Origin of the sequence: Nocardiopsis sp. NPDC006832 (genome assembly GCF_040635885.1) — a bacterium.
GTDB lineage: Bacteria > Actinomycetota > Actinomycetes > Streptosporangiales > Streptosporangiaceae > Nocardiopsis.
In genome coordinates, this window is record NZ_JBEYLC010000080.1 from 1 (window position 1) to 24359 (window position 24359).

The 24359-nt window shown below is 69.4% G+C and carries 14 protein-coding genes and 2 tRNA genes; 4 read left to right on the forward strand and 12 right to left on the reverse strand.

Annotated features, from left to right (window positions below):
- The 5 genes from ABZ717_RS25690 to ABZ717_RS25710 all read right to left on the reverse strand — a co-directional run.
- A partial coding sequence (locus ABZ717_RS25690) for a right-handed parallel beta-helix repeat-containing protein (protein ID WP_358514887.1) occupies positions 1-2372 on the reverse strand: 2372 nt, incomplete at its 3' end.
- 126 nt (positions 2373-2498) lie between these two features.
- Positions 2499-4202, reverse strand: coding sequence for a right-handed parallel beta-helix repeat-containing protein (locus ABZ717_RS25695; RefSeq protein WP_358514890.1), 1704 nt, complete (start codon positions 4200-4202; stop codon positions 2499-2501).
- A 126-nt stretch (positions 4203-4328) separates the two neighbouring features.
- A tRNA-Thr gene (locus tag ABZ717_RS25700) sits at positions 4329-4404 on the reverse strand.
- 102 nt (positions 4405-4506) lie between these two features.
- The gene (locus ABZ717_RS25705; protein ID WP_358514922.1) at positions 4507-6069 is read right to left on the reverse strand and encodes an alpha/beta hydrolase; all 1563 of its coding nucleotides are present in this window, start codon (positions 6067-6069) and stop codon (positions 4507-4509) included.
- Positions 6070-6180: 111 nt separating this feature from the next.
- Positions 6181-7353 carry a DNA polymerase III subunit delta' gene (locus tag ABZ717_RS25710; protein ID WP_358514892.1) on the reverse strand — a complete coding sequence of 391 codons (1173 nt, stop codon included), beginning with the start codon at positions 7351-7353 and terminating at the stop codon, positions 6181-6183.
- 271 nt (positions 7354-7624) lie between these two features.
- Here ABZ717_RS25710 and ABZ717_RS25715 point away from each other — a divergent pair, with 271 nt between their 5' ends.
- Complete coding sequence (locus ABZ717_RS25715; RefSeq protein WP_358514895.1) at positions 7625-8197, forward strand: peptidoglycan-binding protein; 573 nt, start codon at positions 7625-7627, stop codon at positions 8195-8197.
- 147 nt (positions 8198-8344) lie between these two features.
- Here ABZ717_RS25715 and tmk read toward each other — a convergent pair whose 3' ends face one another.
- The 6 genes from tmk to ABZ717_RS25745 all read right to left on the reverse strand — a co-directional run bounded on the left by tmk (position 8345) and on the right by ABZ717_RS25745 (position 19148).
- On the reverse strand, positions 8345-10453 hold the full coding sequence (gene tmk, locus ABZ717_RS25720) for a dTMP kinase (RefSeq protein WP_358514898.1): 2109 nt from the start codon (positions 10451-10453) through the stop codon (positions 8345-8347).
- Positions 10454-10700: 247 nt separating this feature from the next.
- Positions 10701-13517, reverse strand: coding sequence for a type I DNA topoisomerase (gene topA / locus ABZ717_RS25725; protein WP_358514901.1), 2817 nt, complete (start codon positions 13515-13517; stop codon positions 10701-10703).
- A gap of 663 nt (positions 13518-14180) precedes the next feature.
- Positions 14181-15482: a hypothetical protein gene (locus ABZ717_RS25730; RefSeq protein ID WP_358514903.1), complete on the reverse strand. Its 1302-nt coding sequence runs from the start codon at positions 15480-15482 to the stop codon at positions 14181-14183.
- Between the two features lie 322 nt (positions 15483-15804).
- On the reverse strand, positions 15805-16407 hold the full coding sequence (locus ABZ717_RS25735) for a chaplin family protein (protein ID WP_358514906.1): 603 nt from the start codon (positions 16405-16407) through the stop codon (positions 15805-15807).
- Between the two features lie 165 nt (positions 16408-16572).
- A complete protein-coding gene (locus ABZ717_RS25740; RefSeq protein WP_358514908.1) occupies positions 16573-17616 on the reverse strand; it encodes a hypothetical protein in 1044 nt (347 codons plus the stop codon).
- Positions 17617-17828: 212 nt separating this feature from the next.
- Complete coding sequence (locus ABZ717_RS25745; protein WP_358514911.1) at positions 17829-19148, reverse strand: M20/M25/M40 family metallo-hydrolase; 1320 nt, start codon at positions 19146-19148, stop codon at positions 17829-17831.
- A 157-nt stretch (positions 19149-19305) separates the two neighbouring features.
- Between ABZ717_RS25745 and ABZ717_RS25750 the strand changes: the two genes are divergently transcribed.
- From ABZ717_RS25750 to ABZ717_RS25760, 3 genes are all read left to right on the forward strand, one after another.
- Positions 19306-19390, forward strand: a tRNA-Leu gene (locus tag ABZ717_RS25750).
- Between the two features lie 241 nt (positions 19391-19631).
- Positions 19632-20828 (forward strand): DUF418 domain-containing protein, encoded by a 1197-nt coding sequence (locus ABZ717_RS25755; RefSeq protein ID WP_358514914.1) that lies wholly within the window; start codon positions 19632-19634, stop codon positions 20826-20828.
- Positions 20829-20937: 109 nt separating this feature from the next.
- Entirely contained in the window at positions 20938-22449 is a 1512-nt protein-coding gene (locus ABZ717_RS25760) for an alpha/beta hydrolase (protein WP_358514916.1), read from the forward strand.
- Positions 22450-22716: 267 nt separating this feature from the next.
- On the opposite strand, the gene ABZ717_RS25765 is transcribed toward ABZ717_RS25760, so the two are convergent.
- The coding region (locus ABZ717_RS25765) for a germacradienol/geosmin synthase (RefSeq protein ID WP_358514919.1) at positions 22717-24359 on the reverse strand (1643 nt) is incomplete at its 5' end.

The window sequence follows — 24359 nt, forward strand, 5'->3', positions numbered from 1 at the left end:
TCGAACAGACGCCGCGCCTCACGTCCGTTGCCGAACGTCTCGTCCCGGCTCTGCCCCTGGAAGTGGCGGACCAACAGCTCACGAACGCCCTCCCCCAGCGTGTAGCCCTGCTTGGGCGCCATCGTCTCGACGATGGTGGTGAGCTGCTCCGGTGAGTAGTTCTCGAACTGGATCGTCCGTGCCACGCGCGAACGCAGCCCCGGGTTGGCGTCGAGGAAGGTCCGCATCTCGCTGGAGTAACCGGCGAAGACGATGACGACCTCCTCGCGCAGGTCCTCCATCAGCTTGATGAGCGTGTCGATGGCCTCTTGGCCGAAGTCGCTGCCCGAACCGAACTTCCGGGACAGCGCGTAGGCCTCGTCGACGAACAGGACCCCACCGCGCGCCCGCTCCACCGCTTGGGTGACCTTGGCGCTGGTACCACCCAGGTGTTCGGCGACCAGGTCCTGGCGACCCACCTCGACGAACTGGCCGTTGTCCAGGGCGCCCAGGGAGCGCAGGATCTCGCCGTACAGCCGGGCCACGGTGGTCTTGCCGGTCCCGGGCGGGCCGGAGAAGACCAGGTGACGGCTGACGTTGAGCGCCGGCAGCCCCGCCGCGGCGCGCTTGGCGCTCACCCGCTGGAAGTCGACCAGCGAGCGGACCTCCTTCTTCACGCCGTCCAGGCCCACCATCTCGTCCAGTTCGGCGAGCAGCTCGTCCAGGGACCCGGCCTCGCCCGTGGGTGCGTCGGGGACGGTGGCGCCTTCCGCGGCCCTCGCCTTGGCCCGGACCTCGTCGCCGCCCCTGTTGTCGGCGAGTTCGGTGTCCTCCAAGTGCACGACGGCCTCGTCGTGCGCGTCCACGCCCTTGTCCTCGTGGCCGGAGACCTGGCACCGCACCAGCCGGGCGCGACTCTCGGCGTCCAGCACCTTGACTCCGCTCATGGCCCCGTCCCGGATCTCGGTGTCCTCCAGGGTGGCGACCCCGCCCTCCAGGACGGAGACCCCGTGTCCTCGACTTCCGCTCAGGGTCGAGGACCGCAGGACGAGCCGGGCGCCCTCGACATAGGCGTTGTCGAACGCGCCGTCGACGATCCGGGCGTCGGTCACCTCCATCCGGGCACCGGTGCTGACGTGGAAGGTGTTGCCCTCTGGCGCGGTGATCTCCACGCCGTGGGCCTCGACGGTGGCGTCGTCCTGGGCCAGGATTCCACCGGCGACCCTCTCCCCGACCAGGTCCTTCACGCAGACATGAGCGTCGTGGACACCGAAGCAGGCCCCCTTGAGGTCTCGTCCGTGTACCCCCTTGAACTCACCGCTCCCACCGGATACGTAGACGCCGAACAAACCCTCGTCGACCCCGCTCCGGTGCTCGGCGAGTTCCAGGCCCGTCAGGCTCACCCGGCTCTTGACGAAGTTGCCCGCGTTGCCGCCCAGATCGAAGGCACGGAAACCCCGGCCGTTCACCCGGCCCTCCTGCGAGTGCAGCGCGGCGCCCTCCACCCCCTTCACGACCAGGTCGGCGAAGGTGAGTGTGCTCTCCACCACGCACACCGCGTTCGTCGGGGCACTCTCGACGCGGGCGTCGGCGAGCTCGACCTCGGCGCCGTCCAGCACGTACACCGAGTCACCGCCCTCCGCGCCACCCGTCACGCGCAACCGGGTGAACTTCGCCCGGGTGCCCGAACCGGTGACCCGCACCGGCCATCCGCGGTCCCCTTCGACGGTCAGGTCGGTGAACTTCGGTCGGGCACCCTTGTCCACCCAAACCGAGTAGTACCCGATCGCACCACAGTCCCGAATCTCACATTCGGTGATGGTGGGTGCACTGCCGGAGACGAACAGTGCGTGGTGGTGCTCACTGCCCCCGTGGAAACGCACCCGCTCCACCGTGGGCGAGGCGCCACCCTCCAAACTGAGGATCGCGTCCTTGAACACGCAGTCGCGGACGACCCCACCGCCCTTGGTCCAGTAGATCCCGGCGCCCTCGAAGCGGGTGTTCACCACCTCGTGCGAACGACCGTGCAGGCCCAGTCGAACGTTGCAGTGGAACACACAGTCCACCGTCTTGAGGTGGGCACCCTCATCCACGTACAGCGGCGGGAACTCACCGTCGGCTCCCTCGACCCGGACGCCATAGAGTTCCAACCTCCCCTCGGGTCTGACCCGGAAGACGTTGGTGTCGGTGCTCGGCGCGATCTCCACGGTCCCCGGCCCCTGGGTGGGAACCACCAGGATCTTCCGCGTCACAGAGACGATCTGGTCCTCGACGTAGTGTCCCGGATCGACGTGCAGGTACAGGTCCGTGTTCGCGTACAAGGGTGCGCGGACGGCGGCTCCCAGGGAACGGAAGGCGCCGGGATCGCTCTGGGACACGCGGACCGTGTGCATGCGTCTGCTCCGGAGGTGAGGGGCTGTGTGCGTTACGCACCCTAGCGTTCACGGGGGCACCGAACCCGTGGAGGGTGCGATCCGGCCTGGCCGGTTCCGGCCCGTCGTCGCAGGTCCGACCGAGAGTCAATCCTTGGCGGAGGGATCCGGCTCCGGGTCGGGCTCCGCGGTGGGGCCCTTCACCTGGTTCAGATCGTTGTCCCGGAGCAGGGAGTCCTCGAACTCATAGGTCGCGTCCCTGTCTCCCCAGATCCCGGCACCGCCGGTTTCCGCGATCGTCGAGCGCACGAGGCGGACCTTCCCGGCTTCGTCCCGCACGACGATCCCCGCCCCTCCGCAGTCGCGGATCTCGGAGTCCTCCAGCAGGACCGATCCGGCTCCCTCCACGAGCACCCCTTCGTCTCGGGCACCGGTCAACACCGTCGAACGCAGGGTGAGACCACCACCGTACGCCCGGGCCAGGCCGTACTCGGACCCCTCGAAGTGACTGTTCGACACCTCCAGGAACCCGGCGGTGTTCACGCTCAACTGGAGCCTGGTCCCCTGGGTCGATCGCACATCGTTCAACCGTGCTCTGCCACTCTGGGTGACCACCGCCGTCATGGTGAGACGTTCCCCGACCACCGAGGACAACACGGCGTCTCCGCCCCTCACGCTGAGCAGCCACCCGTCGAGGTCGAAAGCCCGAACGTTCTCCAGTTCGAGTTCCCCCTTACTCACATGCACCGCCCCGAACTCCAGGTAGTCCAGCCCGTCGCTCTGCCTCACCAGGGCGGGGTGATGGTCGCTCAACTCCACGTCGCTCAGACGCCCCCGGGAACGGATCATGTTGAGCAGGTCGCCCTTCTGTCCATGCCGCAGGGTGAGTCCTCGTCCTTCCAGAACGCCGTCCTCCACCATGAGGTTCGTGTCCTTCGTCTCCTCCACCGTCAGCCCATCGACGACGACGGTGGCCTTCCACGTCTTCATTCCGGCGCCCTTGGGGTGGCGGATCCGGCTGTCGGTGAAACCCACCCGCTCGGAGTCTTGGACGTAGACCGTGTACATACCGGCAAAGCCGCCGGCCACCCTGAGACGGGTGAAGTCGACGCGTGTGGTCGCGCCCAGGATCCCGATCGCCTTGTTCTCGGCGTCCTCGATGGAGAGCTCCGTGAAGTGGACCACGGATCCGTTGGTGGCACGTACGACGTAGTCCACGGAGGCCGTCTCGTTGAACCCGCCATCAATGATCACGCAGTCGGTGATCCTCGCCCGAGACCAAGAGAACTCCAGGGTCGGCGCGCCCACGTCCCCGCCCTCGAAGCCCGAGAACCGGAGTACGTCGGCCACCACCGCAGCCCCTTCCCTGAGGGACATACCCGCCTGGTGGAAGACGCAACGGTGCATCCGGCCGGTTCCACCACGCCATTCCAGCCCGGTGCCGACGAACCGACAGTCGACGAACTCGCTTTCGCCCTTCCCTCGCAGACGTACCGGGACACGGCCCACGAACCAGCTGTCGACCGCCTTGAGCCGGCCACCGCCCCGCACCTCGATCTGCGGTCGGTCCCGGCTCTTGGAGCGGATCAGCATCCCGTAGAGCTCAAGGGGGTGTTCGGTTTCGATCACCGCGCGGTCCCCGTCCACGGCGAGTTCCACGGTCTCCGGCCCATGGGTGGGCACGATCATCAGCGGCCCGGGGTAGGAGAGCGGTCGTTCCTCCTCGTAGGTGCCGGGCTCCACGTGGAGGTAGAGGCCCTCCGTCAGGTTCCGGATCCGAAAGGCCGTCACCGCGTCCGACAGCGAGAGGTAGGCGTTGGGGTCGGTCTTCGACACGCGTACCGAGTGCATGAGTCGGCTCCTGGAGGGGCTCAAGGGGAATGTGGCGCTTCGTACCGTAGCGCCGCTTTCACCCCCACCCGCCGCCCCGCGACGCCGAAAAAAGAACGCCGCCCCGTGACCGGGACGGCGTTCTGGTGGAGCCGCCTATCGGAATCGAACCGATGACCTATTCATTACGAGTGAATCGCTCTACCGACTGAGCTAAGGCGGCACACCGGCACGCGTTCGTACGTGCCGAAGCAGGAACCAGTCTAGCGCCTCCCGCGAGTGGGCCGCACACCCGGAGCCGGCCGGCGGCTCCGGGTCGTCTCGGTCAGCCGGCGAGGTTCGGGGCGCAGGCCATCCCGTCCTCGGGCACCGCCAACTCCAGCAGGTAGTCGTCCACGATCTGGTCGACGCACTCGTCGCCCATCCGGTAGCCGGTGTGACCGTCGCCGTCCCGGGTGACCAGGAAGGCGGACTCCAGCTGGTCGGCCAGCGACTCGGACCAGGCGTAGGGGGTGGCGGAGTCGCGGGTGGTGCCCACCACCATGATCGGGTCGGCCCCCGCACCGGTCAGGTCCGGCGTTTCGGCCACCGCGTCCTCCGGCCAGAACGCGCATGGCAGGGCGCCCCAGGCCAGCATCGGACCGAAGACCGGGGATTCCTCCCCCGCCATGGCGGCGGCCTCGGCGTAGGCCTCCACCTCGCGTGGGGCCGGGGAGTCGGAGCAGTTCACCGCGGTGAGCGCGGAGGTGGAGTTCTCGTACTCGTCCAGGTCGCCCCGGCTGTACAGGTCGTCGCCCAGCAACAACAGCCCGGTGCCGTCGCCGCCCTCCATGGCGTCGGTGAGCGCCTCGCGCACCCGCGGCCACCAGTTCTCGGTGTACAGGGCGGCCAGTACCCCCAGTTCGGCGCGGGCCCGGTTGACCTCGCGGCCGTCGTCGGTGGTGGTCTCCAACGGCTGTGTCGCGGCCTCCTCCAAGAACGCTTCCAGGGCGGCGATCCCCTGGTCGACGCCGTCGCCCGAATCACCGAGCGGGCAGTCCTGTTGGTTCAGACAGTCCCCGACGAAGGCGTGCAGCGCCGTCTCGAAACCGGTGGCCTGCTGGACGCTCACACTCAGCTGGTCCTGGGCCGGGTCGACCGCGCCGTCAAGGACGAGCGCGCGCACGTTGTCGGGGAACTGCTCGGCGTACTGAGCACCGATGTGGGTGCCGTAGGAGGCTCCGAGGTAGGTGAGCTTCTCGTCGCCCAGGAGCCCGCGCAGCAGGTCCATGTCACGGGCGACGTCGGCGGTGCCGATGTTGCGCATCAGGTCGGGCGCGCTCTCCTCACAGGCTTCGACGAACTCGCGGCTGCCCTCCTCGATCTGGGCCAGTCCCTGGGGGCTGAGGTCGGCCATGTCGTCGGCGCCCGGCCCGGTTCCGTAGTCGGTACCGAGGAACTCGTCGATCTCCTCGGCCTCCAGACAGGTCAGAGGGGTGCTGCGGCCCACTCCCCTGGGGTCGAAGCCGACCACGTCGAACTGTCGACGCACCGTCTGGCTGAGCGTGTAGGGGCTGTGGTCCACGAAGTCGTGGCCGGAACCGCCCGGACCGCCCGGGTTGACCACCAGGGAGCCCAACACCTCGTCTCCGGTGGCGGGTACACGCTTGACCGCGATCTCGATGCGTTCCCCCTCCGGTTCCTCGTAGTCCAGCGGAACCTCGAAGACCGCGCACTCGCTCTCGGGCAGACCGCTGTCGCACTCCCGCCAGTCGAGTTCCTGCTCGGCGAAGTCGACGGAACCCGTGACCGCGCCGTCGTCTTCGGCCCCACCGTCACCGGAGGTGCAGCCGGTGACCAGCACCGCCACTCCGAGCAGCGTCGCCCCTACCCGCGCCCTCAGCCCCACCCGAATCCGCCTCCACTCGTCCAACACGTCGCGTCCCGATTGTCGCGGACCCGGTCGCGTGCTCGGCCCCGGGCCCTACAGGGCCCCGACCGGTTCTCGTTCGGTCGGTTCTCAGCCCGCCAGCAGGGCGGAGGTCATGGCCTCCATGGCGATCTGCGGGTGCACGTTCGCGGCGATCCGCTCCCGGCACGCCATGATCGCGTCGATCCGGCGCAGGGTCGCCTCGGGTGGGCCGGAGCGGGCGATCCGTTCCAGGTCCCCGGAGCGTTCCACGGTGGACAGTTCCACGGTCGCGCCCAGTTGGAGCGCCAGGACGTCCCGGTAGAAGGCGGCCAGGTCCAGCAGGGCACGGTCGTAGGAGTCGCGCTTGATCCGAGTGGCCCGGCGCTTCTGCCGCTCCTCCAGGTCCTTGAGCGCCCCGGCGGCGCCGCGGATGGCCTTGGCCACGCCCTTACCGGTGGAACCCTCGCCGAAGGCCGCCTTGAGTTCGCCCTTCTCCTTCTCGTTCAACGCCGTGGTGAGCGCCTTGGACTCCTCCTCGGCGATCTCGTACAGCCGGGCGGCGGCGGTGACACAGGCGCCCAGGCCGGTCAGCCCGACCGGGATGGACAGGACCTCCTCCCGGCGGCGGCGCGCCTCGGGCTCCGTGGCCAGTTGCCGGGCCCGGTCCACGCGGCCCGCGGCGGCCCGGGCGGCGGCCTCGGCGGTCACGGTGTCCACCCCGTCGCGCCGCACGAGGGAGTCGACGATCTGCCGGGTTCCGGGGGTGGCCAGGGTGACCAGACGGCAGCGGGAGCGGATCGTGATGAGCAGGTCGTCCGGGGTGGGGGTGCACAGCAGCCACACCGTTCGTGGCGAGGGTTCCTCCACCGCCTTGAGCAGGGCGTTGGACGCGGCCTCGGTGGCACGGTCTGCGTCCTCGAAGAGCACGATCCGGAAGTTGCCGCCCGAGGGCTTGGATCCGGCCCGCAGCACCAGGTCACGGGTGGCCGACACACCGAAGCTGAGCCCGCTGGGGCGTACGTAGAGCACGTCCGGATGGGTGCCGGTCAGGACCTGGTGACAGGAGTCGCAGTGGCCGCAGCCGCCCTCACGGCATTGCAGGGCCGCGGCGAAGGCACGCGCGGCCTCCTCGCGGCCCGAGCCGGGTGGGCCGGTGAACAGCCACGCGTGGGTCATGCCGGCGCCCCGTCCCCCGGAGAGGAGGTCGGCGGCGCCCTGGACCGCGCGCCCCAGTTGGGCGGCGGCCACCTGTTGGCCGACGAGGTCGTCGAAGACCGTCACGCGCTTCCCCTATCCACGACTCACTGATCCGGTCTCCAGGATAGGAGCCGGCACCGACGCCCGGACCGTTTTCCACAGGCCCTCCTTCTCGGATCCGAGGGGGACCCACGCCCTCCCAGGGAACCCGACGCGACCCTTCCCTTCCGGTTGCCATCGGGGCCGGACCAGGTCAGAAGGGGTTTCGGGGTGAACCTCGACCGGGGGTGACGGATCTCTCTTTGGAGAGGGCGGCCGCGACGGGGGCGCCGCCCGAACCACAGAAGGAGTACACATGTCGAAGGCACGAGGGATCACGATGCTGTTCGCGTCGGGGGCCATGGTCGCCGGGTTCGGCCTCGCGGGGGCGCCGGCCGCGCTGGCGGACGGACCGAACACGCCGCCCGAGGTGGTCGCCGCGATCGAGGCCGCCGCGTGGCCCGAACTGGAGGAGGGCCAGGAGACCTGGGAGGTCGCGGTCGTCAAGTTCCTGCTGGTGGAGTACGGCTACCTCGACGTCACCGAGGCCACGGAGGTGTTCGACGAGCGGCTGACCGAGGCCGTGACGGACTATCAGGGGGACAAGGGCCTCGACGCGAACGGGGTCGTCGACGAGCCGACCTGGGAGGCCCTGACCGAGGACCTGGGCATCGTCCGCCAAGGCGCCGAGGGCAACCGGGTGAAGGCCGTGCAGTACGCGCTGGTCTCCGGCCACGGCTACGACCTGGACATGGACGGTCTGTTCGGCGGGGCCACGCGTGCGGCGGTGGTCGACTTCCAGACCGGGGCGGAGATCGACGCCGACGGTGAGGTCGGTCCGATCACCTTCCAGGCCCTGCTGACCCCCGAAGAGGTCTCCGTCGACTGATCCCCGACCGAGGACACCGTGTCCCGGTCCTCGGATGGGTCCTCGACCGGGACACGACCACACCCTCACGGAAGAGCGTAGGGGCCTCCCACCGGATCGGCGGATCCGATGGGAGGCCCCTACGCGTGAAGCCCTCTGTCCCCGGCGCTACTCCGGTCTGATCACCGGGATCATGCCGGTGACGGCCTCGGATTCGGCGTCGATGGGGTCGGGCAGCAGCGGGCGCACCCGACGCTGGATCTCACGGGCGATCCGCTCCCGGCTCTCGCTCGCGTCCAGGACCAGGTAGCGGTCCGGTTCGGCTTCGGCCAGGGCGCGGAAGCCCTTCCGAACGCGCTCGTGGAACTCGGCCGACTCCGACTCGATCCGGTCGGCGGGGCCACCCAGCCGCGCGAGCCCCTCCTGGGGACGCACGTCCAGCAGCACCGTCAGGGTCGGCACCAGCCCCTGGGTGGCCCAGTCGCTGATCTCCTGGATCTCGGAGACCGCCAGGTCGCGCCCGGCTCCCTGATAGGCCAGCAACGAGTCGACGTAGCGGTCGCTGATCACCACGGCGCCGCGGCGCAACGCCGGCAGGATCTCCTGCTGCACGTGGTCGGCCTTGTCCGCCGCGTACAGAAGCACCTCGGCACGGTCGGTGATGTGCGAGTTCTCCCGGTCCAGCAGGAGGCCGCGCAGTCGCATGCCCAGTTTGGTGGCGCCCGGCTGGCGGGTGCCCACCACCTCGAATCCCTGGTCGCGCAGCCACACGGTCAGGTCACGGACCTGGGTGGACTTGCCGGCGCCCTCTCCTCCCTCCAGGACGATGAAGGCCCCGGCGACGGAGGCCTCCTCGGCCTCCTCGGTACGCGGACTGACCCCGCGCAGGGCGGCGAACAGCTCCGGGATCAGACCCGGGCCCGCGTCGGGGTCCTCGGCGTTGGCCTGGTGGTAGGTGACGAAGCCGAGCGCGAGGGCGATGAGACCACCCACGAGGAGGACCAGTCCACTGCCGTACAGGGAGTAGGTGAGGGGCCCGCCGAGCGGGAACTCGTGGTCCCCGGCGAATCCGGCCGCGATCGGGGCGAGGACGGCGGCGGCGAGCAGCGCGACCCGTCCGGTGGCGTGAAGGAGGGCGAACGCGCTCTCGCGTCGGTCCTCCTCGACCTCGACGTTGATCAGCCAGGTGCCGGTGGCCCAGGCCAGGCCCGCGCCCAGACCGAACACGAACGCGAGGACGGCCGACAGGACCATGTCCGTGACGGCGCCGGCGATGAGCAGTGCCAGAGCGGCCAGTACCACGGACAGTCCGAGGAAGCGGCGACGGCTGAACTGCTTGAGCACGCGCGGCGCGGAGACCACGCCCAGACCCAGACCCAGGAAGAGCGCGGCCACCAGGACGCCGAAGCCGGCGTTGCCCGCTCCGAGGTTCTCCACGTGCGGTCGACCCAGGCCGATGACCAGACCACCCGCGGCGGCGGTGGCGGCGAGCCCGAAGAGCACGCCTCGGATGAGCGGACCGGCGCCCACCGCCCGACGCCCGTTGCCGAGCGCACTCATCAGCGCCGCGTCCCGGTTGGGGCTCAGCGACGTCTTGGACACGGTGTGCTTGGGCAGCGGCAGCCCGGCCACCACGATCGCGGCGACGAAGAAGGTGAGGGCGTTGATGTAGAGGGCGACGTCCGCGGCGGGGTCGGCCATGGACGGCACCAACGCGCCCAAGAGGTTGCCCACCGAGGCCAGGGCCGCGAAGAGCAGGGCCGCGACGGGCGCGGCTCCGTAGGTGGCCAACAGGGTCAGGCGGCCGGCCTGGCCCAGCATGCGTTTGGGAACGAGAACGGCGATGGTGGCGTCCCGCGCGGGGGTCCAGAACAGGGCCACGATCTCCGCCAGCAGCCCCGCGATCAGCAGCCACTGCAACGCGAACCCGGGGACCGACAGGCCCATGACCGGGATGGACGCGTACAGAAGGCCGCGCAGGACGTCGCCGCCGACCATCGTCCATCGACGGTCGAGACGGTCGGCCACGAGCCCCGCCAGGGGGCTGAGCAGGACCGCGGGGGCCAGCTTGATGGCGACGACCCCGGCGATGGCGAGGTACTGAACGAGTGTGGAGCCGTCGGCGGTGAAGATGGCCGCGAGGGACACCAGTGCCAGAAGGCTCAGCCAGTCACCCAGGCTGGAAAGGGAAAGTGAGACCCACAACCTTCGGAAGGGTGTGATCGCGAGGACGTTCTGCGCCTCGGCCGGCGCTCCCAGGGGTGCAGATCTGCTCATAGCGCTCAAGATTATCGATGAGGGGGATCGGTACTGACAGGCGTCCATCGCCTGTCCGGGATTCGGGGATGCCTCCGGGGCTCACACACGATTCCGCGCCCTCATCAGCCCGACACAGCGTAGTACGGAAGATCATTCCCCGACAGGGGATGAGGTCCCGTCTCCGTTACGAAACAGCGGAAACCGCCCATCCGAACTCCTCTCATGAGAGATACCCGGGTGGGCGGTCACCAAGACGCACAGGACGTCACTCCGTGGCGGTGCTCTTCGGCTCGCCGGTCTTCTTGGCGGCGGGCTTGCGCGTCGCCGCCTTCTTGGTGGTGGTCGTGGTCGTCTTCTTCGCGGTCGTCTTCTTGGCCGGGGCCTTCTTCTTGGCGGGCGCCTTCTTGGCCGGAGCCTTGGCCCGACGCTCGGCCAGGAGTTCGGCGGCGCGCTCGTCGGTGATCGACGCGACCTCGTCGTCCTTGCGCAGGGAGGCGTTGACCTCCCCGTCGGTGACGTAGGGGCCGAAGCGACCGTCCTTGATCACCATCTTGGCGCCGCTCTCCGGGTCCTCACCGAGCTCGCGCAGCGGCGGAGCGGCGGCACGACGACCACGCTGCTTGGGCTGCGCGAAGATCGCCTTGGCCTCTTCGAGGGTGATCGTGAACATCTGCTCCTCGTTTTCGAGGGAGCGGCTGTCGGTGCCCTTCTTCAGGTACGGGCCGAACCGGCCGTTCTGCGCGGTGACGTCCTCACCGTCGAGCTCCCCCACCACGCGGGGCAGGGACAGCAGACGGAGCGCGTCCTCCAGGGTGACCGTGTCCAGGTCCATGCTCTTGAGCAGCGAACCGGTGCGCGGCTTGACCTTCGCCTTGGCCTTGCCCTTGGGCTTGGTCTCGCCCTCGGCCTCCTCCGGCTCCGGGATGACCTCGGTCACGTAGGGGCCGTATCGACCGGACCTGGCGAGGATGGTGCGCCCGGTCTCGGGATCGACCCCGAGCTCACGGTCACCGCTGGGCTGGGCGAACAGCTCCTCGGCCTTGGCCGGGGTGAGCTCGTCCGGCGCCAGGTCCTCGGGCACGTTCACCCTGGTTCCGTCACGGTCCAGGTAGGGGCCGAATCGACCGACCCGGAGCACGATGTCGGTGCCGGGCAGCGGCAGCGAGCTGACCTCCTTGGGGTCGATCTCGGACAGGTGGTCACCGACCACCAGGTCCTTGAGACCCGTCTCCTGCCGCCCCTCGGGGGTCTGTCCACCGAAGTAGAAGCGCCGCAGCCACGGCAGGCTCTCGGTCTCGCCCCGGGCGATGTCGTCGAGGACGTCCTCCAGACGCGCGGTGAACTCGTAGTCCACCAGGTTTCCGAAGTGGCGTTCCAACAACTGCACCACGGCGAAGGCCAGGAAGGACGGCACCAGCGCCGTGCCCTTCTTGAACACGTAGCCGCGATCCTGGATGGTGCCGATGATGGCCGCGTAGGTGGAGGGGCGGCCGATCTCCCGCTCCTCCAGCTCCTTGACCAGGGTGGCCTCGGTGTAGCGCGCCGGCGGCCGGGTGCTGTGCCCCTCGGCCTCCAGGCTCTGCGCCTTGACCGGGTCCTCCTCGCTCAGGGCGGGCAGGCGGCGCTCACGGTCGTCCAGGTCGGCGGCCGGGTCGTCGGAACCCTCGACGTAGGCCTTGAGGAACCCGTGGAAGGTGATGACCTTGCCGCTCGCGCTGAACTCGGCGACCTCACCGTCGGAGGAGGTGCCCTCGATGCGGACGGTGACGGACTCGCCGACCGCGTCCTTCATCTGGGAGGCGACGGTGCGCTTCCAGATGAGCTCGTAGAGGCGAAACTCGGGGCCGGACAGGCCGGTCTCGGCGGGGACGCGGAAGGTTTCGCCCGCCGGACGGATGGCCTCGTGGGCCTCCTGGGCGTTCTTGACCTTCTTGGCGTACACACGCGGCTTGTCCGGCAGGTGGTCGCCGCCGTAGAGACGTCGTGCCTGATCACGGGCGGCCTTGACCGCGCTGTCCGACAGCGTGGTGCTGTCGGTACGCATGTAGGTGATGTGCCCGTGCTCGTACAGCCGCTGGGCGACCTGCATGGTCTGCTTCGCGGACAGGTTGAGCTTGCGGGAGGCCTCCTGCTGGAGGGTGGTGGTGCGGAACGGCGCGTACGGAGAGCGGCGATAGGGCTTGCGCTCCACGGAGGAGACCGCGAAGCCGGTTCCGGAGAGGCGTTCGGCCAGGCCCCGGGCAGCGGCCTCGTCGAGGTGGCGCACGTCCCGGTCGGAACGGATCGAACCCTGGGGGGTGAAGTCGCGACCGGCGGCCACGCGCTTGCCGTCGACCGACAAAAGCGTGGCGGGGAAGCTGGCGGGGGCGTCGGCGACCGCTCCGGCGGCGTCGAAGACCGCCTTGATGTCCCAGTACTCGGCGGAGGTGAAGGCCATCCGCTCGCGTTCGCGCTCGACCACCAGTCGGGTGGCCACGGACTGCACCCGGCCCGCCGAGAGCTTGGGCATGACCTTCTTCCACAGCACGGGTGAGACCTCGTAGCCGTAGAGACGGTCCAGGATGCGGCGCGTCTCCTGAGCGCTGACCAGACGGGTGTTGAGCTCGCGCGTGTTGTCCGCCGCGTGCTGGATGGCGTCCTTGGTGATCTCGTTGAAGACCATCCGACGGACGGGGATCTTGGGCTTGAGCTCCTCGCGCAGGTGCCAGGCGATGGCCTCGCCCTCGCGGTCCTCATCAGTGGCGAGCAGGAGTACGTCGGCCTCGGCCAGCAGCTCCTTGAGCTTCTTGACGTGGGCCTTCTTGTCGGTGTTGACGACGTAGAGCGGTTCGAAGTCGCCGTCGACGTCGACACCGAGCCGCGCCCAGGACTCCCCCTTGTACTTGGCGGGGATCTCCGCGGCCTTGGCCGGCATGTCACGGATGTGCCCGATGCTGGACTCCACGACGTAGCCGCGCCCCAGGTAACCGGCGATGGTCTTGGCCTTGGCCGGTGACTCGACGATGACCAGAGTGGTCCCCGTCCCCTGGCTTCCGTTGTCCTTCGAGCCGTTCTTGCCGGCGCTGCCCTTCGTGGCTGGCACGCTGTTTCCCCTACGTCTAGCCTTACGTTTTCTCTCGGCCGTGGTCCTTCGGCTCCCGTGGGAACCGACAGTAACCGAACTACAGGCACTCCCCCGTCGGTGAGCGGACCGGGTCGGCCGCACCCGAGTTCGCCTCGTCGTCGGTCACACGACCCCACACCCACCGGCACCCGCAGAATAAGCGCTCATCGGACCGGTACCGGCCCGTAACGTGTATTTGCGACCGTGGCAACCCTCTCCCCCGGCCTCTCGGTGGCTCTGACGAGCACCCCGAACACCCTAGGACAGTGACTTGCGTCACACTTATCGACTCCGGGGTGTTCTGCCCTCAAAATGCGACGAGTCCTCCCGGATATTCCCGGGAGGACTCGACTCGTGTTCTCGAACCGGTGGTCGCCACCTCCGCTCCCCCGCAGTCCACCGCGTTCCAAACGGAACGGGGGCGCGGAGGCGACTTCCTCCGACTCGTCGTGCGCGGCGCGCGTACGCCGCTCGCGGGAACGGTGTTCCCCGGCCATCGTCCGCCGTTCGCCTCGGGATGAGCGTGTCCACCGCAGTCCACCGCGTTCCAAACGGAACGGTGGGACGCACTCCCTCGGACGGACGGGTGTCCGTGTCCGGGTCACACCCCCGCGCGGGTCCGTCGACGGACCCGCTCAGGTACTACAGGCCGACGCCCGCGGCGCCCAGCAGGTCGCCCACCGGGTCGACCTCGGGCACCTCGGTGGCCTCGGGCAGCTCGGCCGAAGCCTGCTCCGCCACGGCCTGGTCCGCGGTCTCGCTCACGCTGTAGTCGACCGGCAGCATCTCGGAGACGGGGACCTCGGGCAGCTGGTCGACCCCCGGCACACTGTCCAACGCGGAGGCCTGGGCCTCGGTCTCGGCGCTCTGGTGCTCCACCACCTTGGAGTCGGCGTCGGTGGCGCTCGCACCGGCGATACCGGCCACGGCGCCCACGGCGTTGCCCGCGACGTTGACGGGGACGTCCGCGTCGGCGACGAGCTGGTTCCCGCCGGCCAACGAACCGTTGCCGGAGGTCGCGATGTCCTGCTCGACGTCCTTGACCACGGCGTCGCTGTCGGTGGTGGCCGCGCCGGCCACGCCGCCCACGGCACCGACCGCGTTGCCCGCGGCGTTCACGGGGACGTCCAGGTCCGCGACGAGCTGGTTGCCGCCCAGCGCGGAACCGTTGCCGGAGGTCGCGATCGACTGGTGCTCACGGACCGGGGCCGACTGACGCAGCACGCCGGCGTCCACACCGGAGGTGTCCGGCAGGATCTGGGCGTTCTCGACGGCCTCGTTGAGCAGGTCGGTGGCGGTGAACTGCCCGGCCTGGTGCTCGACCGGCGCGCTCTGGTGGTCGCGCACGATCGCGTCGGCGTCGGTGGCCGCCGCGCCCGCGACGCCGCCCACGGCACCGATCGCGTTGCCGGACACGTTCACCGGAACGTCGAGGTCGCCGACCAGCTGGTTGCCGCCGAGCAGGGAGCCGTTGCCGGAGGTCGCGATGTCCTCGCCACCGTGTCCGTGGCCGTGGCCGTGGCCGTGGCCGGACTCGTGCAGGACCTTGGAGTCACTGCCGGTGCTGGAGGCACCCGCGACGCCGCCGACCGCGCTGATCGCGTTGCCCGTGACGTTCACCGGGACGTCGCCGTCGACCACGAGCTGGTTGCCGCCCAGCAGCGAACCGTTGCCCGAGGTGTGCACCTCGTTGTGCTGGTGGTCGATCACCTTGGCGTCGGAACCGGTGCTGGAGGCACCCGCGACGCCGGCGACCGCACCGATGGCGTTGCCGGTCACGTTGACGGGGACGTCGCCGTTGACGACCGCCTGGTTGCCGCCCAGCAGCGAACCGTTGCCGCTGGTGGCCGCGTCGCTGTCGGCGAGCGCCACGCCGCTGCCCAGGGCGACGAAGCCCGCGGCCAGAAGCACGGTCTTCGCGGAGGTGCTGGCCCACTTACGCATGTGGGAAGTCCTTTCGAGAGAACGAGTAGTAGAGAAGGTGTCGTGCATGGGGCCACAGGCCGTTCCACACCCCTGGGTGGGATGTGGGCCTTCGACCAAGGCCGGGGATCATCCGGTCGGCTCCGCACCTGGGCGGTGCGTCTTCGCCGGTCTGTTGGGTACGGTCGCGTCGCGTCCTCGCTGGCTGCGTACGGACGCCCGCACCCCGTCGATCAGCTCCCGCTCTGGTTGAGCGGCGGCTGACGTGAACCCCGAGCACAAGGCCTTGGCCGGTGCTGCGGGACTCGCGTCAACCCCCGGACCCGAGGGCCCGGGAGTCCGATCAGGCCCGGGCCTTGTGGCGCCGGCCGTAGAAGATGAAGCCGACACCCGCGGCGATGGCGAGGACCGCGGCGGCGACCAGGCCGGTCAGCGCGCTCTGGTCGGCACCGGTGACCGCGAGGCGGGACTCGTCCGCGGGGGGAGCCGAGGGGCCCTGGTCCGCGGTCTCCGCGTTCGGAACGGAGCCCTCGTCGGCGAGGTCCTCCGGGTCCTCCTCGACCTGCTCCTCACGCTCTTCCTCGGGGGTCTCCTCCGGCTCCGGCTCCTCCTCGGAGATCTCTTCTTCCCGCGGGGGTTCTTCCTCGGGGGTCTCCTCCGGCTCGGGCTCCTCCGGGTCGTAGCCCTCGTAACCGTCGTCCGGTCGCTCCGGCTCGGTCACCTCGGCCTCACCGTCGGTGCACTCGGCACCGGCCACGCCGAGAACCGCGACGGCGTTGCCGCAGACGTTGACGGGAGCGTCGACGTCTGCCTCGATCTGGTTGCCGCCACCGATGGAACCGTTACCGCTGGTGGTGGTGTCGGCGTAGGCGGTCCCGTAGGCGGTGGTGGCGAGGAGGCCTGCGGCGATGAGGGCCGCGACACGGGTGTGGGTTGATCGGGTCATCGGGTGTCATGTCCTTTGGTCGACGAGAGTCGGATCTGCCACTCATGGACCACGGACGGTCACCCGGCGTGAAGCGCCTGGGGTGAGACGCACACCCACCTCGGAAACGATGGGGTGCTCGTGCGCGAAGGCGCACCGACCGGCCGCGATCCCTGCGGGAAGCGGCTAGTCAGGCGAGAAGGAAGGGTCGTCCGCGGCGTCGCGCACGACCAGGGTGGGGTCGCCGGGAAGGGCGACCCGCTGGGCCCGGAGCTCCATGTGGCCGGACCGGTTCATGAGGAAGCCGGCGGCACCGGGAGCGGGGAAGGACGGGGCCGACGCACCGGTGGCGTCGGGTCCGACCTGGTGGTGGGAGCCACCGCCGATGAGACGGATGCGCTCGGCGTCGTCGTCCTGAGCGGTCTGCGCCGTGGCGGCCTGAGCGGCCTCCTCGGCCATGCGCAGACCGGTCTCGGTGACGTGGACGGGCACGCCATGGTCGGCGTGCGGTCCCATGCGCGCGGGCTCTTCGTCCGCTTCCTCGTCCTCTTCGTCCTCGTCCTTGGGACGGTCGACGGAAGAGGAGGAGATGGGGTCGTCGGCACCGAGGAGCGGCAGGCCCAAGGGGCCGCCGGGTTCGGTGACGGAGTCGATCCCGTGGTGGCCGACGGATTCGTTCAGTCCTGCGGTGACGCCGTCGACGAGGTCGCCCTCGCGCAGCGACTCGTCGGTGGCCCGAACCATGTCCTTGCCGGTTCGGGCGACCCCTCCGACCAGGTCGGAGGCCCCGCGAGCGGTTCCGTCGACGGTCCGCGCGGTGTCGTCGACCGCGGTCTCGGCGATGGAACCGACCCGGCTCTCCTGCAGGGCACCGGAGACACCGGTGTCCTCCAGCGCGGTGGCGGGAAGCGAGGTCGCCTGCGGGACGACCCTTTCGGTGACGGCCTCGGTGGAGGCGGTGGCGTGGGCCGCGGTTTCGGAGATCCGGGCCTGCCGGATCTCCTCGGTCGCGGCCTGACCGGTGCGTTCGGCGGCGTCGTCGACACCGAGCACGCTGTCGACGAGGCCACCGGATTCGGCGCCGGTGTCGCTGTACGCGACCCCGACACCGCCGGCGATCCACGCGACCGCGACGATTCCGGACAGGAGCAGCAGTCGGGCGTAGACACCACGGGTGTTGCGAGCAGCGCGACTGGAGGACACCAGCCACTCCCGGCTCGCGAGCACCATGGATGCCCCCTTGTCTCGACTACTACTGGACGGTCCCGCGCGGCGTTGTCGCCCACGGTCGGTCGTCGGCCCCCGAAAAGACGGAGTCACCTTCGAACTGAAAGCAACCGTAGCATCACACCGAGTGACCACAACCGGAAAAACGAACCGCACCGAGAAATTCTCGGTGCGGTTCGTCCAGGTTCAGGAGCGGTCGTCCCGAATAATTCCGGTCAGCTCATGTCGATGAATCGGTCCAACACACGGACTCCGAATTGGAGACCGTCCACGGGGACACGTTCGTCCACCCCGTGGAACATGCCGGCGAAGTCCAACTCCGGCGGCAGCTTCAGCGGGGAGAACCCGAAGTTGCGGATACCCAGCCGCGAGAAGCTCTTGGCGTCGGTACCGCCCGAGAGGCAGTACGGGACGGCCTTGGCGCCCGGGTCCTCCGCCAGCAACGACTCCGACATCGCGGTGACCAGGCCACCGTCGAAGGAGGTCTCCACCGCGGGAAGGTGGTGGATGAACTCACGGCTCACCTTCGGACCGAGCAGTTCGTCGATCTTGGCGAAGTACTCCTCCTCGGTCCCCGGCAGGAAACGACCGTCCACCTGGGCGGTGGCCTCACCCGGGATCACGTTGGCCTTGTAGCCACCGCCCAGCACCGTCGGGTTCAGGGTGTTGCGCAGCGTGGCACCGATCATCTTCGCGATCGGACCCAGCCGCGCCACCGTGGCGTCCACGTCCTTCTCCTCGAAGGGGATCCCGAACTCCTCGCAGATCTCCTCCAGGAAGGTCCGGACCGTGGGTGTGAGCTGCACGGGGAACCGGTGCTCACCGAGCCTGGCGACCGCGGCGGCCAGTTCGGTGACGGCGTTGTCGTCGTTGGTCATCGACCCGTGGCCCGCGGTGCCGCGCGCGGTGAGCTTCATCCACGCGATGCCCTTCTCCGCGGTCTCCACCAGGTACACGCGCCGGTTCTCGTTGACCGTGAACGAGAACCCGCCGACCTCGCTGATCGCGGAGTCGCAGTCCGCGAACAGCTCGGGGTGCTCGTCCACCAGGTACTGGGCGCCCCAGGTACCGCCGGCCTCCTCGTCGGCGACGAAGGCCAGGACGATGTCGCGCGGAGGACGTCGCCCCTCACGCAGTCGCTGCCGCAGCGTGGCCAGCACCATCGCGTTCATGTTCTTCATGTCGACCGCGCCACGGCCCCAGACACAACCGTCGGCGACCTCGGCGGCGAACGGATGATGCGTCCAGTCCTCCGCGGCCGCGGGCACCACGTCGAGGTGTCCGTGGATGAGCAGAGGGGGACGACCGGAATCCTCACCCGTGATCCGCGCCACCACGTTGCTGCGCCCGGGGTGCTTCTCGTAGATCTCGGACTCCACCCCGACCTCGTCGAGACGGCCCATGACATACTCCGCGGCCTTGCGCTCACCGGGGCCGGAATGGTCGCCATAGTTGGAGGTGTCGAACTCGATGAGCTCTCGGCACAGGTCGACGACCTCGACCTCCGCCGCGCTCGGATCACTGTCTTGCGCCATCTGGCTCTCCCGTCTGCCGGCCGCACCTTTCGCCCTAGACCTTGTCACGCTCTCCTCTCGTCTGGAAGCCGGTCACCCCCACCGAAAAACTGGTTCGGGGCCCCTCAGACCTTTGCTATGGTTGAACCTGTTCGGCGCTACGGCGCCAGACACCCACGTCCGGGTGGCGGAATAGGTAGACGCGCTAGCTTGAGGTGCTAGTGGCCGTTAAGGCTGTGGGGGTTCAAGTCCCCCCTCGGACACAATCGAAGGCCCCGCTCAGCGGGGCCTTTCTTGTTGGCCCGGGTTGCGACCGGACCGTCGAGCCACACGGTGCGGGGGCGGCCCTCAACGTGGACGGCTCACGAGGAGCCTTGAGACCCCTTCGGGCCCCGATCGTTCGTGTACGGCAGCGGACTTCGACAAGGACGCCGACTTTGGTCGAGTGTCCCCGAACCCTTCGACCGATATGCGGCAACGGACGGCTTCACTAGCGTCGAACCCATGTTCAGACCCATGTTCGGGTCCCGTCAGCCTGCGGGCGGGTCGGCCGCACCGACGCCGAACGCGGAACGCTTGTTGGCGCCGGATCTGGCGCGGGGATTGATGCTGCTACTCATCGCCCTCGCCCACTCCCGGATGCTGCACGCGGGGGGCCTCTCGATGGCCGCGCCCTCTGGCGGTGGCCCGCTCGACGTCGCCGTCCAGTGGCTGCTGACGTCCGTCGTCGACGGGCGGGCCGCTCCCTTGTTCGGGCTCCTCTTCGGGTACGGCCTCGTGCAGATGACCCGGCGCCGCTCCGGACCCGGCGGGGACTCGGCACAGGCGCGGAGACTGATACGTCGACGCGGTGCCTGGATGATCGTGTTCGGTGTGGCCCACGTCGTCCTGCTCTACAGCGGGGACGTCATCGGTGCCTACGGTGTGTTCGCCCTGATGTTCGCCGGGGCGGTGTCCTGGTCCGATCGTCGGCTGTGGACGATCGCCGCGCTCACCCTCGTGCTCGGCGCCGCGGCCTCCGCCGCACTTCAAGTAGTCGCCGGAGCCGACACGCCACTGCCTGTGGGACCCACCCTCGTGGACAGCGCGATGCTACGGGCCAGTGCGCTCCCGGTGGTGCCGATCGCCGGACTGGCCGTAATGCCTTCGGTCCTGATCGGTGTCTGGGCCGGCCGGATGCGTGTGCTGGAGCAGCCCGACCGCTACAGGCCGCTCCTGCGCGGTGTGGTGCTGATCGGATTCCCTGTCGCCGTGCTGGGAGCACAGCCGGTCGCCCTGCGGGCCGTGGGCGTGTGGACACCGGATACCCCTGAGGTCGGCGTCGTCGCCTCGGCGGTGTTCGGAGCGACCGGCGTCGCCGGTGGGCTCGCCTTCGCGGCGGCCATCGCGCTCGTCGCGGTCCGCGTCAACGACCGGCGCGGCCGGGTGACGAACGCGCTGGTGGCGTGCGGCCGACGGTCGATGACCTTCTACATCGCCCAGTCGCCGGTGTGGTTGGTGGCCACCGAACCATCGCTGCTCGACCTGGGCGGCGGTCTGGGCGCCGCAGCGGCCGCCGGGGTCGCCGTCGCCACGTGGGTGGTCACCGTCGTCATCGCCGACGTCCTGCGCCGCACGGGGCGGCGTGGGCCGGCCGAAACCCTCTTGCGGCACCTGACCTACCGCCCTGGGCCGGGACATCCCCGACCCGCACCGCCATAGACCGAAGAGCTCGGCGCGGGCTCGTGGGCGAGTGGCAAAAGCGTGAAACCGACAACAGATGAGGGCGAACATGGAACGAAGGCGTAGAGCAGGCCGGAGTTGGACCGTGATGGCGCTGATCGGCCTCGCCGGGCCGCTGGTCGCGGCACCGGCCATGGCGGACGACAGGGGCGAGGAACCACAGGCACAGGTGGAGTGGGGCGCCTGCCCCGAGGATGTGGCGGCCGAGGCGCCCCGGATCGAATGCGGCCTGGTACCGGTGCCGCTGGACTACGCCGACCCCGAGGGCCCCGAGATCGAGATCATGGTGTCCCGGCTGGCCGGCCGGGACCCGGACCAAAGACGTGGCGTGCTGCTGTTCAACCCGGGCGGCCCGGGCGGATCCGGGCTGGCGTTTCCGGCGGACCTGGTCTCTCGGGGCCTGCCCGCCGAGGTCTCGGACAGCTACGACCTGATCGGCATGGACACCCGCGGAATCGGGTACTCCGCTCCGGTGCACTGCGGCATCGGCGTCGACCAGGACTACCGGGGCGCCGTCCCGCCGTACGCGGTCGACGAGGCGGCGGTCGCCGAGCAGGCCGGTCACGCGGAGATGATCGCCGACCAGTGCGCGGACAACGACACCGACGGACGGTTGCGCCACGTGACGACGGCGAACACGGCCCGTGACCTGGACCGGATCCGGGAGGCGCTCGGCGAGCGGAAGGCCAGCTTCTACGGCGCCTCCTACGGCTCGGCGCTGGGCGCGGCCTACGCCTCGATGTTCCCCGAAGGCTCCGACCGGATCGTGCTCGACAGCAACATCGGTGACACCCACCTCGACCACGAGGGGATGCGCAGGTACGGCCTGGGCGTCGAAGAGACCTTCCCGGACTTCGCGCGATGGGTCGCCGAACGCCACGATGAGTACGGCTTGGGCGACTCATCGGAGGAGGTGCGCCGAACCTACTTCGAGCTCGCCGAGCGACTCGACGAGAACCCGGTGGACACGGACGAGGGCCACATGGACGGCGGCCTCTTCCGGCTGGCCACCTTCGGGTTCCTCTACCACGATTCGACGTACCCCCGACTGGCGGAGTTGTGGCAGGAGGTGCTCGGCTCCGACACGGCGGCCGGGGAGGCGTCGGACGGGATCGCACCCCTTGTGGTGTCGGCCCCCGGCGCCCAGCCGACGATGGGTGCCGAGCCGTCGCCCTTCGACAACAACTGGTCGGTTTTCCTCGCCGTGACCTGCAACGACGTGGAATGGCCCGAGGACGTCGGCACCTATCAGCGTAGCGTCGCCCAGGATCGGGAGAGGTACCCGCTGTTCGGCGCCGCCAGTGCCAACATCATGCCCTGCGCCTATTGGTCGCACGAACCGGCCGAGCCGCCGGTGGAGGTCCTTGACGAGGGGCCGAGCAATGTCCTGATCGTGCAGAACCAGCGCGACCCGGTCACGCCGCACCGGGGCGGGGAGATGCTCAACGAGAAGTTCGGGCAGCGGTCCCGGCTGGTGAGCGTCGACGGCAGCGGACACGGCGTCTACGTCAACGGCGACAACGCCTGCGCGCAAGACACGACCACGGACTTCCTGGTCGAGGGCGACCTGCCGACCCAGGACACGCTCTGCCCGACCTGAGTCATCCCTGATTCGTGACTCGGCGGCGATGGTCGGCCGGCGGGGCCGGCGGGAGGAATCCATCGCAGGTCACCACCCGTCCAGCGACAGATCCGCACTCAGAACCAGCGGGCTCGGGTCCTGTAGGGGATGGTTCGAGTCCCCCTCGGACACGAAGGAAATCCCTGGTCACAGGGGAGGAGCGGTTCGGGTTCGTGCCCGGCCACGGCTTGGACCATGGCCCCAGGGTCGCCCACGAACACGAACCCTCCCCTTCCTTTCCCCCGGTCAGCGTGTCCTCAGCAGTGTGGTCAGGCGGGCCGCCGACGTACCGAGGCCGGTCGGTGCCCATGCGTGGTCGAGCGGCACGTGGTCGCGCACGTTCTTCGGGGTGCGCAGTCGACGCTGCTCCGCCTCGGTGTAACGGACACACCTGCGGTGCCACTCCAAGATCCCCGACATCCACTCCTTCATGTTCTCGGTGTCGCGCAGCAGTGCTCGGGAGGTCGCCTCGTCAAGGTCGAGGTCGGCCAACAGCTTCGGCAGGTCGTTGGCGAGGATGTGCTCGAACTGCTCCATGCGGGCCCGCATCAGGTCCGCCACGATGTCGCGGGCCGTGTGGAGGTCCACGTCGAAGAAGTGCTCCACGATGAGGACGAGGTTGTGCACCTCCCCCTCGAACTCGATCTCCTTCTGGTACGAGAACAGGTCGTTGGTGAAACAGGCGTAGTCCTGGGCGGCGGTCTCCAGCTCGCGTATGGTCCGGTTCTGGAACAGTGCCGGGTCCACATCGGGGAAGCTCGCCAGTTTGGCCAGGCTACGCGTCATGTCCGAACCGAACGTGCTCCGACGCATCTCCAGGTAGTCGACCGGGTCGGGCACCCGGTGGTAGGCCTGGTTCTCCAGTTCCCACACCCAGCTGGAGGTCATGTCCTCCACCGCCCGGCGGAACGTCGCCCGGGCCGCCGGGCGCATGGGACCCGCCGTGCGCCGCCACAGGTCGGCCAGCCCGCGTTCGATCTGATTGACGGGCGTCGGGGTGGCCCCCAGGTCCAGCGGCATGAACGACGACAGCCGTTCGTTGCACACCTTGGCCGCCGGCAGGTCGCGCGCCGCCCCGAACACCACGGGGAAGTAGTCGTCACCGTAGGTGCCCCAGGCCAACCAGTCCGAGGACAGGCAGAGCTGGTCGAACTCCGCGTCGGCGTGGATCATCGCGGCGCAGTGGGCCAGGTCCAGACCTATGAACTGCCGTTCGTCCCACACCCCGCCGATCTCCACACCCGGCACCGAGTCGAACAGGCCCATCCGCCGTGCCCAACCGACCGCGTAACTCCGGGCGTCGTCGATCCGCGAGTTGGTGCGGATGGGGTACGGCATGTACAGGTCGGGCTCCGCCAACTCCCCTACCGGACGGAACGCCTGGTGGGAGTGTTGCCGAGCACGGTGCCGCACCCCTGGAAGCAGCGATGTGAACACCGGTCGCGCCGCCGACGTGCCCAAGCCGGTGGGGCCCTTGAGTTCCCCGGCCGGTCGGGCGGCCAGGCCCTCGTTCATGTACCGGTTGGAACGCGCGTGCCACTCGTGACCGCCGGCCTGCCAGTCCTGGAGACCCTTGACGTAGGCGGCCACCCCGGCCTGCGCGTGCCGGGGTACCGCGTGTTCGGTGAGCAACTCGGGCACCTCGCCCAACGCGGTGTCCTCGAACTGGATGAGCCGTGCGGTGAGCAGGTCGTTGACCAGCACCGCCGCCTCCTGGGTGGAGTGGCCGAAGAACCGTTCGAACACGAGCACCGCGTTGGAGTTCTCGCCCTCCTCCTGAACCTCGCGCTGGTAGGAGAAAAGGTCGTTGCGCAGGTGCACCGCGTCGGAGAAGGTATCGGACAGCACCCGCAGGGGGCGGGATTCGGCGACCGCATCAGGGAGTTCGG

Excerpts from the sequence above, each read along its gene's own strand:
- ABZ717_RS25695 (WP_358514890.1), bottom strand. The coding sequence starts at position 4,202 with ATGCACTCGGTACGCGTGTCGAAGACCGACCCCAACGCCTACCTCTCG.
- ABZ717_RS25715 (WP_358514895.1), top strand. The coding sequence starts at position 7,625 with ATGTCGAAGGCACGAGGGATCACGATGCTGTTCGCGTCGGGGGCCATG.
- tmk (WP_358514898.1), bottom strand. The coding sequence starts at position 10,453 with ATGAGCAGATCTGCACCCCTGGGAGCGCCGGCCGAGGCGCAGAACGTC.
- ABZ717_RS25730 (WP_358514903.1), bottom strand. The coding sequence starts at position 15,482 with ATGCGTAAGTGGGCCAGCACCTCCGCGAAGACCGTGCTTCTGGCCGCG.
- ABZ717_RS25735 (WP_358514906.1), bottom strand. The coding sequence starts at position 16,407 with ATGACCCGATCAACCCACACCCGTGTCGCGGCCCTCATCGCCGCAGGC.
- ABZ717_RS25740 (WP_358514908.1), bottom strand. The coding sequence starts at position 17,616 with ATGGTGCTCGCGAGCCGGGAGTGGCTGGTGTCCTCCAGTCGCGCTGCT.
- ABZ717_RS25745 (WP_358514911.1), bottom strand. The coding sequence starts at position 19,148 with ATGGCGCAAGACAGTGATCCGAGCGCGGCGGAGGTCGAGGTCGTCGAC.
- ABZ717_RS25755 (WP_358514914.1), top strand. The coding sequence starts at position 19,632 with ATGTTCAGACCCATGTTCGGGTCCCGTCAGCCTGCGGGCGGGTCGGCC.
- ABZ717_RS25760 (WP_358514916.1), top strand. The coding sequence starts at position 20,938 with ATGGCGCTGATCGGCCTCGCCGGGCCGCTGGTCGCGGCACCGGCCATG.